15 protein-coding genes and 4 tRNA genes are annotated in these 15730 nt (G+C 60.7%); 11 read left to right on the top strand and 8 right to left on the bottom strand.

Going from position 1 to position 15730, the window contains the following annotated elements; genetic code table 11:
* Both EDE09_RS23740 and EDE09_RS23735 read left to right on the top strand, forming a co-directional pair.
* Positions 1 to 765 (top strand): DUF1028 domain-containing protein, encoded by a 765-nt coding sequence (locus EDE09_RS23740; RefSeq protein ID WP_132413060.1) that lies wholly within the window; start codon positions 1 to 3, stop codon positions 763 to 765.
* An 11-nt stretch (positions 766 to 776) separates the two neighbouring features.
* Positions 777 to 2588: an ABC transporter ATP-binding protein gene (locus tag EDE09_RS23735; protein WP_112800361.1), complete on the top strand. Its 1812-nt coding sequence runs from the start codon at positions 777 to 779 to the stop codon at positions 2586 to 2588.
* An 11-nt stretch (positions 2589 to 2599) separates the two neighbouring features.
* On the opposite strand, the gene radC is transcribed toward EDE09_RS23735, so the two are convergent.
* From radC to phaC, 4 genes are read right to left on the bottom strand one after another with little or no spacing between them, the layout of a single operon-like run.
* The gene (radC, locus tag EDE09_RS23730) at positions 2600 to 3400 is read right to left on the bottom strand and encodes a DNA repair protein RadC (protein WP_112800290.1); all 801 of its coding nucleotides are present in this window, start codon (positions 3398 to 3400) and stop codon (positions 2600 to 2602) included.
* A gap of 2 nt (positions 3401 to 3402) precedes the next feature.
* Positions 3403 to 4239 carry a type I methionyl aminopeptidase gene (gene map / locus EDE09_RS23725; RefSeq protein ID WP_105372475.1) on the bottom strand — a complete coding sequence of 279 codons (837 nt, stop codon included), beginning with the start codon at positions 4237 to 4239 and terminating at the stop codon, positions 3403 to 3405.
* A 25-nt stretch (positions 4240 to 4264) separates the two neighbouring features.
* A complete protein-coding gene (sfsA, locus tag EDE09_RS23720; protein WP_112800292.1) occupies positions 4265 to 4984 on the bottom strand; it encodes a DNA/RNA nuclease SfsA in 720 nt (239 codons plus the stop codon).
* A 12-nt stretch (positions 4985 to 4996) separates the two neighbouring features.
* Complete coding sequence (phaC, locus tag EDE09_RS23715; protein ID WP_105372477.1) at positions 4997 to 6880, bottom strand: class I poly(R)-hydroxyalkanoic acid synthase; 1884 nt, start codon at positions 6878 to 6880, stop codon at positions 4997 to 4999.
* Between the two features lie 79 nt (positions 6881 to 6959).
* Between phaC and EDE09_RS23710 the strand changes: the two genes are divergently transcribed.
* The 4 genes from EDE09_RS23710 (at position 6960) to recJ (ending at position 12082) form a co-directional block, all read left to right on the top strand.
* Positions 6960 to 7364: a hypothetical protein gene (locus EDE09_RS23710; RefSeq protein WP_112800294.1), complete on the top strand. Its 405-nt coding sequence runs from the start codon at positions 6960 to 6962 to the stop codon at positions 7362 to 7364.
* Positions 7365 to 7465: 101 nt separating this feature from the next.
* Positions 7466 to 8683, top strand: a complete 1218-nt coding sequence (locus tag EDE09_RS23705; protein WP_105372479.1) for an LL-diaminopimelate aminotransferase — start codon at positions 7466 to 7468, stop codon at positions 8681 to 8683.
* A 63-nt stretch (positions 8684 to 8746) separates the two neighbouring features.
* Entirely contained in the window at positions 8747 to 10069 is a 1323-nt protein-coding gene (locus EDE09_RS23700) for a homoserine dehydrogenase (protein WP_105372480.1), read from the top strand.
* A 180-nt stretch (positions 10070 to 10249) separates the two neighbouring features.
* A complete protein-coding gene (gene recJ / locus EDE09_RS23695; protein WP_112800296.1) occupies positions 10250 to 12082 on the top strand; it encodes a single-stranded-DNA-specific exonuclease RecJ in 1833 nt (610 codons plus the stop codon).
* A 33-nt stretch (positions 12083 to 12115) separates the two neighbouring features.
* On the opposite strand, the gene EDE09_RS23690 is transcribed toward recJ, so the two are convergent.
* The 4 genes from EDE09_RS23690 to gloA all read right to left on the bottom strand — a co-directional run bounded on the left by EDE09_RS23690 (position 12116) and on the right by gloA (position 13714).
* Positions 12116 to 12190: transfer RNA gene (locus EDE09_RS23690), tRNA-Glu, on the bottom strand.
* Positions 12191 to 12350: 160 nt separating this feature from the next.
* A tRNA-Glu gene (locus EDE09_RS23685) sits at positions 12351 to 12425 on the bottom strand.
* A 124-nt stretch (positions 12426 to 12549) separates the two neighbouring features.
* Positions 12550 to 13134 (bottom strand): hypothetical protein, encoded by a 585-nt coding sequence (locus EDE09_RS23680; RefSeq protein WP_132413057.1) that lies wholly within the window; start codon positions 13132 to 13134, stop codon positions 12550 to 12552.
* Positions 13135 to 13273: 139 nt separating this feature from the next.
* Positions 13274 to 13714 (bottom strand): lactoylglutathione lyase, encoded by a 441-nt coding sequence (gene gloA, locus EDE09_RS23675; RefSeq protein ID WP_112800301.1) that lies wholly within the window; start codon positions 13712 to 13714, stop codon positions 13274 to 13276.
* A 198-nt stretch (positions 13715 to 13912) separates the two neighbouring features.
* Here gloA and EDE09_RS23670 point away from each other — a divergent pair, with 198 nt between their 5' ends.
* From EDE09_RS23670 to EDE09_RS23650, 5 genes are all read left to right on the top strand, one after another.
* Positions 13913 to 14491, top strand: coding sequence for a cold-shock protein (locus tag EDE09_RS23670; protein ID WP_105372484.1), 579 nt, complete (start codon positions 13913 to 13915; stop codon positions 14489 to 14491).
* The gene (locus tag EDE09_RS23665) at positions 14491 to 14967 is read left to right on the top strand and encodes a DUF192 domain-containing protein (RefSeq protein ID WP_112800304.1); all 477 of its coding nucleotides are present in this window, start codon (positions 14491 to 14493) and stop codon (positions 14965 to 14967) included. Before EDE09_RS23670 ends, EDE09_RS23665 begins: the two co-directional genes overlap by 1 nt.
* 97 nt (positions 14968 to 15064) lie before the next feature.
* A tRNA-Pro gene (locus EDE09_RS23660) sits at positions 15065 to 15141 on the top strand.
* A 51-nt stretch (positions 15142 to 15192) separates the two neighbouring features.
* A complete protein-coding gene (locus EDE09_RS23655; protein ID WP_105372486.1) occupies positions 15193 to 15498 on the top strand; it encodes an ETC complex I subunit in 306 nt (101 codons plus the stop codon).
* A 44-nt stretch (positions 15499 to 15542) separates the two neighbouring features.
* Positions 15543 to 15619 (top strand) — tRNA-Arg (locus EDE09_RS23650).
* The last annotated feature ends 111 nt before the right edge of the window (positions 15620 to 15730 follow it).

Genomic DNA, 15730 nt, shown 5'->3' with positions numbered 1-15730 from the left:
ATGACATGGTCGATCGTCGCGCGTGACACGCAAACCGGTCATCTGGGAATAGCCGTCGCCAGCCGCTTCTTTGCTGTCGGCTGCGCGGTGCCGCATATCAAGGGCAGAGTGGGTGCCGTCGCAACCCAGGCCTTCGTCAGCCCGCTCTACGGCACGGATGGCTTGAAACTTCTGGAAGAGGGCAGAAGCCCGCAGGAAATCATCGAGACGCTGACTGCCCGAGATGATGGTCGCCGTCAGCGCCAGTTCCACCTGATCGACGCCGCCGGTCGTAACGCGGCCTATACCGGCGAGTTCTGCATCGACTGGGCCGGCCACCTGGTGGAGGACAACGTCTCCGTTGCCGGCAACATGCTGACCGGGCCAGAGGTAATCGCCGAGACGTTGCGCGTCTACAAGGAAAAGTCGGCCGAGAGCGCGCCGCTTACCGAACGTCTGCTCGCGGCCATGGATGCCGGAGAGGCCGCCGGCGGCGACAAGCGCGGCAGGCAGTCCGCCGCCATGGTGATCTACCGCGACCAGGATTATCCCTGGCTGCGCATCAACGCCGATGACCATTCCGATCCGCTCAAAGAATTGCGCCGGCTTTATGCCGTCGCGCAGGAGCGGTTCCTGCATGTCGCCGAAACGATGCCGACCCGCGAAAACCCGCATGGCATGATCGACCGGCGTGTCATCGATCAGAAGATAGCCGCGCTGGAAGCCGCCCGTGAGGCGGAAGGCCGTCCATCCGCCTCCTTTGCAACACCCTGGAAACCCCAATGAGGGAGGCGGTCATGAGCGAAGCACCAGTCCTTTCAGTCAAGAATCTCAACACGTCCTTCCTGGTCGATGGCGAATGGAAGAACGTCGTGCGCGACGTCTCCTTCGACGTATATCCCGGCGAGACGGTCGCAATTGTCGGCGAGAGCGGCTCCGGCAAGAGCGTCACATCGCTGTCGATCATGCGTCTGTTGGCTGCCAACACCAGCCATATCGAAGGCAGGATCATGCTCTCCGGCAGAAACCTCCTGTCGATATCGGAAAAGGAGATGCGCGGTATACGCGGTAACGATGCATCGATGATCTTTCAGGAGCCAATGACCTCGCTCAACCCGATCTTCACAATCGGAAGGCAAATCTCCGAGGTGCTGACCCGCCACAAGGGATTGTCGAAAGCGCAAGCGCGTGCTGAAACCGTGCGGCTGCTTGAAAAAGTCCGCATCCCGAATGCCGGCGCCCGGTTCGACGACTATCCGCACCAGTTCTCCGGGGGCATGCGCCAGCGCGTCATGATCGCCATGGCGCTGGCGTCGAAGCCGAAGCTGCTGATCGCCGACGAACCGACCACCGCGCTCGATGTCACCATCCAGGGACAGATCCTGGATCTGATCAAGCTGTTGCAGGAGGAGGAGGGCATGTCGGTGCTCTTCGTGACCCATGACATGGGTGTGGTCGCCGAGATCGCCGATCGCACCATCGTCATGTATCGCGGGGAGGCGGTCGAGAGCGGCCCGACGGAAGAGATCTTCCATCGCGGCAATCATCCCTATACGCGAGCGCTTCTCTCCGCCGTGCCCCGGCTCGGTTCCATGCAGAACCGCAGGTGGCCGACACGGTTTCCGGTTGTGGATGTGAAGACAGGCGAGGTGGCAGAGCCTTCAGAAATTGCCGGCACGGTCGCCAAGGGCAGGACGCCGGTTCTTGCGGTGAAGAATCTCGTCACACGCTTCCCCGTCCGTTCAGGACTGTTCGCCCGCCAGACTGGCGCGGTGCATGCGGTCGAGAACATTTCTTTCGATCTGTTTCAGGGTGAGACCTTGTCACTGGTCGGTGAATCCGGCTGCGGTAAGTCGACGACCGGCCGTTCGATCATGCGGTTGATCGAGCCGACCGGCGGCGACGTGGCACTCGACGGTTATGACGTCCTGCGCCTCGATCAGACCGGCCTGCGCAATATGCGCAAGACCATCCAGATGATCTTCCAGGATCCGTTCTCGTCGCTCAACCCGCGCATGACGGTCGGCGCCGCAATTTCCGAGCCCTTCGTCAAGCACAAGCTCGGCAATGCAAAGGAGGCCAAGGAAAAGACCGCCGACCTGTTGCGGAAGGTCGGCCTGTCGCCCGATATGGCAGGCCGCTACCCGCATGAGTTCTCCGGTGGCCAGCGGCAACGTATTGCCATCGCTCGTGCTCTGTCGCTCGACCCGAAGGTGATCGTCGCCGACGAGAGCGTTTCGGCGCTCGACGTGTCGATCAAGGCGCAGGTCTGCAACCTGCTCCTCGACCTGCAGCAGAGCCTGAACCTGGCTTTCCTCTTCATCAGCCACGACATGGCGGTGGTCGAGCGTGTAAGCCACCGGGTGGCGGTCATGTATCTTGGCGAGATCGTCGAGATCGGCCCGCGTGCTGCTGTCTTCGACAACCCGCAGCATCCCTATACGAAAAAGCTGATGGCGGCGGTGCCGGTGCCCGATCCTTCACGCCGTGGCATCCGGCGCGGAATTTCAAACGACGAGCTGAAAAGCCCCGTCAGGTCGATCGGTTATCAACCACCGAAAAGGCAGTATCGCGAGGTTTCCGATGGGCATCTCGTGCAGGTTGCGTGACGGCTGCAGAGCTAGATCAGCCTGAGGCCCTTGAGGCTGACATGCCCGTCCTTGCCGACGATGATGTGGTCATGCACCGTGATGCCGAGTGGTTTTGCGGTATCGATGATCGTTTTCGTCATGTCGATATCGGCGCGCGACGGCGTCGGGTCGCCGCTCGGATGGTTGTGGACGAGGATGATTGCGGTGGCGGAAAGCTCCAGCGCACGCCGCACCACCTCACGTGGATAGACCGGCGTATGGTCGACCGTCCCCTGGCCCTGCACCTCGTCTGCAATCAGCGCATTGCGCTTGTCGAGGAACAGGATGCGGAACTGCTCGCGGGACTCGTAGGCCATCGCGGCGTGGCAATAGTCGATGACCGATGACCAGGAGGAAAGCACCTGCTTTCCGCGCAACTCGCTTTTCAGCATGCGCTGGCCGACGGTCGCGACGAGCTTGAGGTCGAGCGCCACCGCTTCGCCGACGCCTTTGACCTCCTGCAGCAGCGCCGCCGGAGCGCCGAAGACGCCTGCGAGGGTGCCGAAGCGGTCGAGCAGAGCCTTGGCGATCGGCTTGGTGTCGCGCCGGGGGATCAGCCGGAAGAGCAGCAGTTCAAGGATTTCGTAGTCGGCCAGCGCCGTGTCGCCATGGTCCCGGTATTTTGTTCGGAGCCGCTCGCGATGGCCATGGTAATGGGCAGCCGGCTCGTCCTTCAGGGCGGGTGAGGATTTCTTAAGCGCCTTTGGTTTGGAAAGCTGCTCGGCAAAAAAACCACGCTCGTCTTCAAGAAGGGACTGCTGATCGTCCGGAGGAGCCGAGCGGTTTGCCATGACTACCTCGATAGTGGTGGCAGGCCCGGTCGGTCCAGCCCGCCGGGCGAGAGGGTGAATATCTCGCATCCCGTCGCCGTCACGCCGACGGCGTGTTCGTATTGCGCTGACAGCGACCGGTCCCGCGTGACCGCCGTCCAGCCGTCGGAAAGCACCTTCACATGCGGCTTCCCGAGGTTGATCATCGGTTCGATGGTGAAGATCATCCCTTCCTTCATCTCCGGACCTTCATCGGCCCGTCCATAATGAAGGATATTCGGCGAGTCATGGAAAAGCCGGCCGACACCATGGCCGCAGAAATCGCGCACCACCGAGCAGCGCTCCGCTTCCGCATAGGTCTGGATCGCTTCGCCGATGGCGCCGGTGCGGGCGCCGGGGCGGACGGCCGCGATGCCGCGCAACAGGCATTCGTAGGTGACTTCCAAGAGCCGTTCCGCAGCGCGTTTGATCTGGCCCACCGGATACATGCGGCTCGAATCCCCGTGCCAGCCGTCAAGGATATAGGTGACGTCGATATTGACGATGTCGCCTTCCCGCAGCGGCTTGTCGTCCGGCATGCCGTGGCAGACGACATGGTTGATCGAGGTACAGACGGAATATTTATAGCCGCGATAATTCAGGGTCGCCGGAAGCGCGCCGTGATCCATGCCGAACTCGAAGACGAAGCGGTCGATCGCCTGGGTGGTGACGCCGGGTTGGACAATCGCCGCAAGCTCGTCCAGGCAGCGCGCCGTGAGCAGGCAGGCTTTGCGCATGCCGGCAAAGTCTTCCGGTGAGTAGAGCCGGATCGCGCCCGTATTCTTCAAAGGGGCGGAAACCGCCTCGATGTAGTTGACCATTGTTCTTCTCTCGCAATTTCTCCGTTCATAAAGCAGCCGCACCCGGTTCGTCTATCGGAACCAGCCCAACAGGCACGATTTCTTCGGGCGAAACGCTGCATCGGAGGGCATAGGCCTCGACACCCCGGGCTTTGGCGCGTTCGAAGGCAAGCGCATAAAGCGGGTCGAGATCTGAGCAGATGCGAAAACGCAGGCAGTCGTTTCGCTGGATAAGGTAGATCATCACCGCCCGGTGACCGGCTTCCGCCATGTCGCCGAGCTCTTCGAGATGCTTGGCGCCGCGTTGCGTGACGGTATCCGGAAACTCGGCCAGTCCGGCCACGCGACTGAAATGAACGTTCTTTACCTCGACGTAGGCATTCGGAAGGCCAGAGCCGGAAAGCAGGAAATCGATGCGCGAGTTTCGCCCGTAGCGCTGTTCGCGCTGGATCGTCTCGTAAGGCAAAAGGCTTGGCACCAGGCCGCCGCGGATCGCTTCCTCGGCGAGCCGGTTCGGCAGTCCGGTATTGATGCCGACCATTTCGCCTTCCACCTCGATCATCTCGAACATGTGGCGGTATTTGCGCGTCGGGCTGTCGTGCAAAGAGACCCAGATCGTCGAGCCGGGCGCCGTCAGTCCCCTCATTGAGCCCGTATTCGGGCAGGAGCCGGTGAAGGGGATGCCGTCCTCGGAAATGGCGTCGAAGAGGAAGCGTTTGTAGCGCTGCGACAGCGTCGCGGGAACAAGCGGGGGATCAAAACGCATCGCCAGGATTGTTCAGACGCGGGCGAGCACGTAGGTGCCGGGAGCATCGGCGATCGCATTCAGGGCAGAGCCGCCGGGCTTGCGTGCCGGAACCCGTTTGTCGTCCTTGGCCTCGATCCATGCGTGCCAGTGCGGCCACCAGGAGCCCTTGGTCTCTTTGGCCTCGGCGGCCCAGTCCTCGTAATTTCCCTTCGCCTTGCCGCCCGTCCAATACTGATACTTCTGTTTGTCCGGCGGGTTCACGACACCGGCGATATGACCGGAACCGCTCAACACGAAATCAACAGGCCCGCCGAACAGCGATGAGCCCAGGAAAACGGATTTCGGCGGTGCGATATGATCCTCGCGGGTAGCCAGATTATAGACCGGAACCTTGACATCCTTCAGCGAGATCACCTTGCCGCCAAGCGTCATTTCGCCTTTGCTGAGAGTGTTGTTCAGGTAGCAGTTTCGCAGATAATAGGCGTGATTGGCCGCCGCCATGCGGGTGGAGTCGGAGTTCCAGTAGAGCAGGTCGAAAGGCGCCGGTTCCTGGCCCTTGAGGTAATTGTTGACGACATAGGGCCAGATGAGTTCCGAAGCGCGCAGCATGTTGAAGGCGCTCGCCATCCTCGACCCTTCGAGGTAGCCGTCGGCCTTCATCTGCTTTTCGATCGCCGCAAGCTGCTCTTCGTCCACGAATACTTTGAGGTCGCCCGCATGGGTGAAGTCGACCTGGGTGGTGAGGAAGGTCGCCGAGGCAATCCGGCGGTTCTTTTCCTTGGCGTGGTAGGCGAGGGTCGCCGCAAGCAGGGTGCCGCCGACGCAATAGCCGATCGCGTTGACCTGGCGTTCGCCCGTCGCTTTCTCGACCGTTTCAAGCGCGAAATCGATCCCTTCGCGCATATAGGACTCCCAGTCCTTCGTGGCGTGCCGCTCGTCCGGGTTGACCCAGGAGATCACGAAGACGGTGTGCCCTTGCTCGACGCACCACTTGATGAAGCTCTTCTGCGGATTGAGGTCGAGGATGTAGAACTTGTTGATCCACGGCGGGCAGATGAGCAGCGGCCGCTTTAACACCGTGTCTGTGGTCGGCTCGTACTGAATGATCTCACAGACCTCGCTCTGGGCGATCACCTTGCCGGGTGTGAGCGCAAGATTGCGACCGATCGCAAACTGGGTGGCGTCGGTGTGGCGTAGCCGCAGTTCGCCACGCCCGGCGGCGATATCTTCGGCAAGCATCTTCATGCCGGCGACCAGATTGGCGCCGCTGGTTGCCACGGTCTCCCGGTAGACTTCCGGATTGGTGAGAGCGAAATTGACGGGCGAAAGCGCAGCCGTGATCTGCTTCACATAAAAGGCAGCCTTGTGTCTGGTGAAGTCGTCCAGCCCATCCGCCTCATCGACCAGTTTTTCCGCCCAGGACGCAGTGAGGAGATAGACCTGCCGAAGGAAAGCGAAAAAGGGGTTTTTCACCCAGTCCGGGTCGGAGAAGCGCTTGTCTTTCGGCAGCGTCTCCGGTTCCATCGGCTGGCCTGAAAACTGGCTCAGGGTGCGCATCCATATGCCCATGTAACTGGAGAAAAGAAGCGTCTGGGCCTCCAGCGTCCGCTTCGGGTCTGAGATCCAGTACTCGATCACCTTGGAGAGCGTCTTCACGAGGTCGGTCATCGGATCGGCGACCGAATCGACGATTTCTCCCCGTTCGCGGGGAGCGAGCCATTCGGAAGCCGCCTTGCCGAGATTTTCCAACGCGCGGGCAACATTCATTGCGAGCGCCTGCGGATCCTTGACCATGTAGGCCTCGACCGATTTGGGATCGAAACCCGGGAAATCGCGGCTGGTCTCGGCCTTGTCCTCGATCTTCTCCCCCACGTGCGGCCTCCCACTGGTTGTCGTTTGTTTTCGTTTGTACATTGTGCCTGAAAGCGAATACAAGTGCCAGCGATCGCTGCTATCGGGCAGATGTTGCCGGCGCGGAAACTGGGTTAGGGAAATGGAAAAACTGAGGCATCGGGTTATAGGCTTACCGCTTTTTCTGGGTCTTGGCGCGTTGCCTTTCGTGCTTGCCGGCTGCAACAGCAACACCTTTGCTCTTGACGACGGCATTCCGAATACTCCGCCGCCAGCCGTCATAGCGCAATCAAAGACGTCGCCGCCGCCCGGTCCCTTGACCAAGAGGAATACCGGCACCTATCCGACCTTCGACCCGACGCTGACGGCCGCGGCCGAGCAGATCGAAGATGAGGACTATCAGAAGGCGGAGCCCCGTCTGGCCGCCCTTGCCCGCGCCCGCAAGGCAGGCGCGATTTCCGAGGCCGAGTATCAGCGGCGTGTTGCCGAATACCGCAAGCTGGCTGCCGAGCACGGCAAGGACGCGCTGGCAAATATCGCCAATTAGCGCTTGCGTTTCGGGCCGTTTGGCCGCAAAGCACAAATCGCCTAAGATGCGCCATGAAGCGGGATAAAGACGCCTGTTTCGCATCTACCTTGGGGAGACACATGGAAGAGTTTCATAAAGTCCGGCGCCTGCCGCCATACGTTTTCGAACAGGTCAACCGTTTGAAGGCGAGCGCGCGAGCGGGCGGGGCGGACATTATCGATCTCGGCATGGGCAACCCCGACCTCCCGACGCCGAAGGCGATCGTCGACAAGCTCTGCGAAGTGGTCCAGGACCCTCGCACCCATCGGTATTCGTCGTCCAAGGGTATTCCCGGTCTGCGCCGCGCACAGGCCGCCTATTATGCGCGCCGTTTCGGGGTCAAGCTGAACCCGGATACGCAGGTCGTGGCGACGCTCGGCTCGAAGGAAGGCTTTGCCAACATGGCGCAGGCGATCACCGCGCCCGGCGACGTGATTCTCTGCCCGAACCCGACTTATCCGATCCACGCCTTCGGCTTCCTGATGGCCGGCGGCGTGATCCGCTCGATGTCGGTGGAACCGGACGAGACATTTTTTCCGCCGCTCGAACGTGCAGTACGGCATTCGATCCCGAAGCCGCTGGCGCTGATCCTCAATTATCCGTCCAATCCGACGGCTCATGTCGCTTCCCTGGATTTCTACAAGGATGTGATCAGCTTTGCGAAGAAGCACGATATCATCGTGCTTTCCGATCTTGCCTATTCGGAAATCTATTTCGAAGGTGAACCGCCGCCGTCCGTGCTGCAGGTGCCAGGTGCAATCGATATCGCCGTCGAATTCACGTCGATGTCGAAGACGTTCTCGATGCCGGGCTGGCGCATGGGCTTCGCCGTCGGCAACGAGCGCCTGATCGCTGCGCTGACCCGCGTGAAGTCCTATCTCGACTACGGTGCCTTCACGCCGATCCAGGTGGCCGCGACCCATGCGCTGAATGGCGACGGCTCGGATATCGCAGAGGTCCGCAATATCTACAAGCGGCGCCGCGACGTCATGGTCGACAGCTTCGGCAAGGCCGGTTTCGAAGTGCCGCCGCCTGCGGCGACCATGTTTGCCTGGGCGAAGATCCCGGAGAAGTTCCGCCATCTCGGTTCGCTGGAGTTTTCGAAGCTTCTCGTCGAAAAGGCGGACGTGGCCGTAGCGCCGGGAATTGGTTTCGGCGAGCAGGGCGATGATTACGTCCGCCTGGCGCTCGTCGAAAACGAGCACCGCATTCGACAGGCGGCGCGTAGCATCAAGAAATTCCTTTCGACGGCCGACGACACGATGCATAACGTGATTTCGCTCAACACGCGCCGCTGATCCAATTGAATTTCCAGTGGCCCAGGCGGGCCACTTATTCCCAAGCAGTCAGGAAGAAAAGCCATGGCAGATGCCCTTAAAGTCGGCATTGCGGGCCTCGGCACCGTGGGTGCCTCGCTCGTCCGGATCATCCAGAACCGTGCGAACGAACTCGCCGTCACGTGCGGCCGTGCAATTGAGATCACAGCGGTAACGGCTCGCGACAGGTCGCGGGATCGCGGCATCGACATCTCGGGCATCGCCTGGTTCGATACGCCGGAAATGCTGGCCGCCGAAGCGGATATCGACGTCTTTGTAGAACTGATAGGTGGGGCGCAAGGTGCAGCCGCAAATTCGGTTCGCACGGCGCTGGAGCGGGGTCTCCATGTGGTGACGGCCAACAAGGCGCTTTTGGCGGCCTCCGGTGTCGAGCTCGCGGCGATTGCGGAGGAAAAGAGCGTTCTCCTGAATTTCGAGGCGGCTGTCGCCGGCGGCATCCCGGTTATCAAGGCGCTTCGCGAGTCCTTGACGGGCAACACCGTCTCGCGCGTCTACGGCATCATGAACGGCACCTGCAACTACATCCTCACCCGGATGGAGAAGGAGGGGCTTTCTTTTGCCGATTGCCTGAAGGAGGCGCAGCGGCTGGGATATGCGGAGGCCGATCCTTCCTTCGACATTGAAGGCAACGATACCGCTCACAAGCTGGCGATCCTGACGACGCTCGCCTTCGGGACGAAGATCGCAGCCGATGAGATCTATCTGGAGGGTATCACCAATATCTCGACCGAGGACATTCACGCTGCGGCCGATCTTGGATACCGGATCAAGCTTCTCGGCGTCGCCCAGAAAACCGATAGCGGCATTGAGCAGCGGGTGCATCCCACCATGGTGCCGTATGATACCGTGATTGCCCAGGTGGACGGCGTAACCAACGCGGTGGCGATCGAGTCCGACATTCTCGGCGAATTGCTGATGGTCGGCCCCGGCGCTGGCGGCAACGCAACGGCCTCTTCAGTCCTTGGCGATATTGCCGATATCGCCAAAAGCCAGCCGGGCGCCCAGCGGGTTCCCGTCCTTGGCACGCCGGCGGCCGCATTGGCGCCCTACCGTCGCGCCCAGATGCGCAGCCACGAAGGCGGCTATTTCATCCGCCTAACCGTTGCGGATCGTACTGGAGTCTTTGCAAGCATCGCAGCACGCATGGCGGAGAACAACATTTCGCTCGAATCGATCATGCAGCGCGCCAAGCCGGATGCGTCCGACGACACGTCCAAGACCATTATCCTCGTCACGCATGCGACCACGGAGGATTCTGTCCGGAAGGCCGTCGATGCGATCAAGGCCGAGAGTTATCTGGCCGGGGAACCGCAGGTGATTCGGATCGAACGGCCGAAAGCGTTCTGAGATGGATGCACGACGGGAGCAAAGCGTCGCGTAGCCTGATCGGGCGCATGCCAGGGATCACGACAGCGGCGGCGCTCTTGTCCCGGTTCTGAAGGACCGGGACGCCCGCACGAACAGCAATCCGTTCACGCTCCTCGCAAATCGATTCCGATTTCGGTTGGAATGCGGTAGAAACGGTCAATGACCAGATTTATCTCCGCGCTTTCCTCGGCGGCGGAAACGGTTGATCCCGTGCCGCGCGCATTCCTTGGCGTCGAACGCTCCGCAAGCGACCAGCGCTGGATGTCGCGTCTCGACCAGGCAGCGCAAAACCGCGCCCTCGCCATCGCACAGATCCACGGCATTCCCGACCTCGTCGCTCGCGTACTGGCGGGACGCGGCGTTTCCCTCGACGATGCACCGGCGTTCCTGGACCCGACGATCCGCTCGCTGATGCCCGAGCCCTACACGCTGACTGATTGCGAAAAGGCGGTTGGCCGTATTGCCGAGGCGATCGCGAAGCGCCAGAAGGTCGCGATCTTCGGAGACTACGACGTCGACGGTGCGGCGTCCTCCGCGCTGCTTTACCGCTTTCTGCGGCATTTCGGCGTCGAGGCCGAGATCTATATTCCTGATCGTATTTTCGAGGGCTACGGACCGAATCCGGCAGCGATCCGCCAACTGATCGCCAATGGCGCGGGACTGATCGTCACGGTCGATTGCGGATCCACCAGTTTCGACGCACTGGCCGCGGCGCGCGAAGAGGGCTGCGACGTGGTCGTCATCGACCACCATCAACTCGGCCATGAGTTGCCGCCCTGTCTGGCGCTCGTTAATCCCAATCGCGAGGATGACCTGTCGGGCCAAGGGCATCTCTGCGCCGCGGGCGTCGTCTTCATGGTGCTTGTCGCGGCGGCTCGGCATTTGCGGCAACTGGGTGATTCTCGTGCCAAATCGCTTGATCTGCTCGGCTGGCTGGACATCGTGGCACTTGCCACTGTCTGCGATGTGGTGCCGCTGAAGGGACTCAATCGCGCCTATGTGGTCAAGGGCCTGATTGCAGCGCGCCACATGGACAATGCAGGGCTTGCCGCACTTTTTCGCAAGGCGGGGCTCGGCGGGCCGGTGACGCCCTATCATTTTGGCTTCCTGATCGGCCCGCGCATCAATGCCGGCGGACGCATCGGCGATGCAGCGCTTGGAAGCCGGCTTCTGACGCTCGACGATGCGATCGAGGCAGAAGAGATCGCCGGTAGGCTGGACGACCTGAACCGCGAGCGGCAAGCCATGGAAGCGGCCATGCTGGCCGAAGCGGAAGCGGAGGTACTAGCGGAATACGGGACAGGCGAGGGCGCCTGCGTCATCGTCACCGCGCGTGAGAACTGGCATCCCGGTATCGTCGGCCTGATCGCCGCGCGGCTGAAGGAAAAGTTCAAGCGGCCAGCCTTCGCGATTGCCTTTGATCCCTCCGGCAAGGGTACGGGTTCCGGCCGCTCGATCAACGGTTTCGACATGGGCCGGATGGTGCGGGCCGCAGTCGAAGCCGGGCTCTTGATGAAGGGCGGCGGTCACGCCATGGCCGCAGGCCTGACGGTCGAGCGGGTCAATCTCGGCCGCCTGCGGGCGTTCTTCGAGGAGACGGCCGGTGAAGCCGTGCCTTCGTTGGTTGCCAATCATGTGCTGAAGATCGACGGGGCCTTGTCGGCCTCAGGGGCGACATTGGAGCTCTTCGATCTTCTCGAACAGGCAGGCCCCTATGGATCAGGCCATCCCCAGCCGATCTTCGCAATCCCGGCGCATAGACTGAAGGACGCGCGTCTCGTTGGTACGGCGCATATCAAGGTGACGCTGGAAGCGGCGGATGGGACGCGTCTGGAGGGTATCGCCTTCCGCGCGGCCGAAACGCCGCTTGGCAATATGCTCCTCAATTCCCGCGGATCGCAGATACACGCCGCCGGTTGCCTTAGCGCGGATCACTGGCAGGGCAATCGTCGAATCCAGCTCCGTCTTCTCGATGCAGTGAAGGCTGCTTGAGAGGCACTCTTCCGGATTGTGGAGAGAAGGAAGTGGCACGCCCTAGGGGAGTCGAACCCCTCTTCCCAGAATGAAAATCTGGTGTCCTAACCGATAGACGAAGGGCGCCTGCGCTTCGTGGTGGCGCCCTTATAGAGAGGTGTTTTCTTTCCCGCAAGCGCAAATTTCATGTTTTTGCACATCGCAAACGCGAAAAACCATGGTGTGCAAAATGCACCCGCGAGATGGGTCAGAATACATAAAGAACAATGACTTAGGGAAAAAGAAATGGCACGCCCTAGGGGAGTCGAACCCCTCTTCCCAGAATGAAAATCTGGTGTCCTAACCGATAGACGAAGGGCGCCTGCGCTTCGTGGTGGCGCCCTTATAGAGAGGGGATTTCTTTCCCGCAAGCGCCAAAATCATCTTTTTTGCAAAAAAATGACAGCTGCTTGTGGATTCGGTCCTTCTCCGAAAAACCGTAAGAATCAGCAGCTTACCGAATTTCCTTGTTCGTCGGCGCTGCAAGCTGCCGCCGGTGCCGTCTGCTGCAGGCTGTAGACGCTGGAAGCCACGGCGTTGAAGTTGCGCCTTGGCAGTTCTGCTGGGACGGGACCGCTTGCAGATGGTTCGGTCGAGGGTGCCGGCGGATTGGTGGAAAAGATCGTGCCGCTGCCGGCGCGTACCCCGGTCGGCTGCGTGACGAGGCCTGCTATGGAGGTTGGTTGACTGGGCGCCGGCGGAAAGGCGCCCTCGGCCCCGGGGAGGACCGTGGCAGCCTCTGGCGCGGATTGGGCGGCTTGCGCCTCTTGACCGGCGGCCTTGGAGATCGCCGGATCGACATAAAGGTTCGAGGCCGTGGCGCCGCCCTTGGCAAGAATTCCCTTGGCGCTGGCCGGGCTGGCAGGTTGAACCTGCGGCCCATCGGCATCGGCGGTTTTCTTCATCGTGTTGCAGCCGGCCAGCGTCAGCGCACCCAGGCACGTGGCTGCCGCCAGCATCGCCCAGCGGATGTTTGAAGCAAATTTGGTTGTCGGCAAAGGTTGCCCCATCGGCTCTTTCGCGCGCATCATGCCGCGAATCATATGTTCGAGCATCTCTGCGAATCAGGACGGGGGCAAGCGGCGCGACGGCATGTTGCCGTCGCGAGGTCAGCTTGGGACAAGCTTGCATTTCGGCTGGCGCGGCGGCATGAGCGCCGCGCCACGATTGTTACCAGGCGCCGGTATTCGGCATCGATGCCCAGGGTTCGGCGACGGGCAGGCTCTCGCCCTTCTGAAGAAGTTCGATCGATATGCCGTCGGGCGAACGGATAAAGGCCATGCGGCCTTCACGCGGGGGACGGTTGATGGTGATGCCGCTGTCCTGCAGATGTTTGCAGAGGTCGTAGATATTGTCGACCTCATAGGCAAGGTGACCGAAATTGCGTCCGCCTGTATAATCCTCCGTGTCCCAGTTGTAGGTGAGCTCGAGACAAGGGGCCTGGTTCTGTTTGGCGGCGTCAACGTCGTCGCGGGCTGCGAGGAAGACCAGCGTGAAGCGGCCCTTCTCGTTTTCGATGCGGCGGATTTCATCCAGTCCGAATACGGTTTTGTAGAAATGAAGCGAAGCATCCAGGTCTTTGACCCGAACCATGGTATGAAGATAGCGCATTAAGACGTCTCCCTCGGGTAAACACCGAAGGGATATGGCGCAGACGCCAGCCTGGAGCAAGCCACCTTCAATAGACATCAGGGTGGATAAAGCCGAGACGGGGGCTTGCGCTGTAGGGTTAGCGGGATGTTAATCTACTCGCTAAGAATCAGTTAAAACCGTCATGTCGTAACGCGTAATCTGAGGGGCCGGAAGGATATGGCAGACAGGATGTCATCGAAGGGCGTTGCCGGTTTCGAGGAGCTTTCGGGTGAGCCGGTTGAGCTGATCGAGATCACCGGTGTCGTCAAATGGTTCGACGTGGCCAAGGGGTTCGGCTTCATCGTTCCGGACAATGGCATGCAGGACGTTCTCTTGCATGTCACGTGCCTGAGGCGTGACGGATACCAGACGATCCTGGAGGGTACACGGATTGTGGCGATGATCCAGAAGCGGGATCGCGGCTACCAGGCCTTCCGTATCCTTTCCATGGATCAGTCGACGGCCGTCCACCCTTCCCAGCTTCCGCCGGTCCGAACCCATGTGCAGGTGACGCCCACCAGCGGCCTTGAACGCGCACTGGTCAAATGGTTCAACCGCACCAAGGGTTTCGGCTTTTTGACGCGGGGCGAGGGGACAGAGGATATTTTCGTGCACATGGAAACGCTCCGCCGCTTCGGCCTGACGGAGCTGCGCCCAGGCCAGGTGGTGCTGGTGCGCTTCGGACCTGGCGACAAGGGGTTGATGGCGGCCGAGATCCACCCCGACAATCCTAATCCCGTGAGCCGGTCGCACTGATGCGTTCGCCGTTGCCGATCCTGTTCAAAAGCGCCCTTGGGGCGCTTTTTCTGCTCCTGGCGACCATGGTTATGGCGCAGGAAGTCTCGTTTTCTCGCGATGAACTGTCGATCAGAACGGCCGCCGGTAAGACCCATGAATTCTCGGTGGAGCTTGCCGTAACGGATGCACAGCGCGCGCAGGGCCTGATGTTCCGCAAGACCATGCCTCCGGACCACGGCATGTTGTTCGATTTCGGCGAGGCCCGCCCGGTTGCGATGTGGATGGAGAATACCATCCTGCCGCTCGACATGCTGTTCATTCAGGGCGACGGCACCATTTCTCACATCCGGGAGAACGCTGTTCCCTATTCTCGGGACGTCATCGATTCGCGCGGTTCGGTAAAATTCGTGCTGGAACTGAATGGCGGCCGTGCGCGATCTCTCGGCATCAAGGCCGGCGATAAGGTCATCAGCCGGCGCATCGGCAACCGTTAGCGATTTCTCCGCATCTTTTCTGTTTGGCTAGGCGAACTTATCTATTTTTGGTGTTGCGGCACAAATGGGAACCGTGTATCTCGCAACCAACGTAGAACGGAGTGTAGCGCAGTCTGGTAGCGCATCTGGTTTGGGACCAGAGGGTCGGGAGTTCGAATCTCTCCACTCCGACCACGCTTTCAGGCGAGGCTCCACATCCGGTCCGGTCCATGGAGCGTTTCAGGAATGTCTGCCAAGATTTATCGCCCGGCAAAAACCGCCATGCAATCCGGCAAGGCCAAGACCCATCTCTGGGTGTTGGAATTCGACCAGGAACAGCCGCGCCGAATCGACCCCATTCTGGGCTATACCTCTTCCGGAGATATGAAGCAGCAGGTGCGCCTGACCTTCGAGAGCCAGGAACAGGCTGAGGCTTATGCAAAGCGTGAAGGCATTCCTTACCGCATCATCAAGCCGAAGGAAGCCGCCAGGCAGATCGTCTCCTACACGGACAATTTCCGCTTCAACCGTCTCCAGCCCTGGACCCATTGATCCTGCCGCTGGTCGATCCAGTGCCGGCAGCCAGGACATCGATTGGCCCCTTAGCTCAACTGGATAGAGCAACTGCCTTCTAAGCAGTAGGTCGCAGGTTCGAGTCCTGCAGGGGTCGCCACCTATCTTTTTTTCCATACCGGAGATGGGGTATTCGGCTTTCGCCTCATCTTCCACGGTGATGCAGGAGGTGCTGCGCTTCGAGCTGATGATAAAACGTGGTCTGTCCAAA

This window comes from Neorhizobium sp. S3-V5DH, assembly GCF_004343065.1.
Classification (GTDB): Bacteria; Pseudomonadota; Alphaproteobacteria; order Rhizobiales; family Rhizobiaceae; genus Neorhizobium; species Neorhizobium huautlense.
Note: the sequence above shows the minus strand (reverse complement) of the source record. Positions and strands in the feature narration are given on the sequence as shown.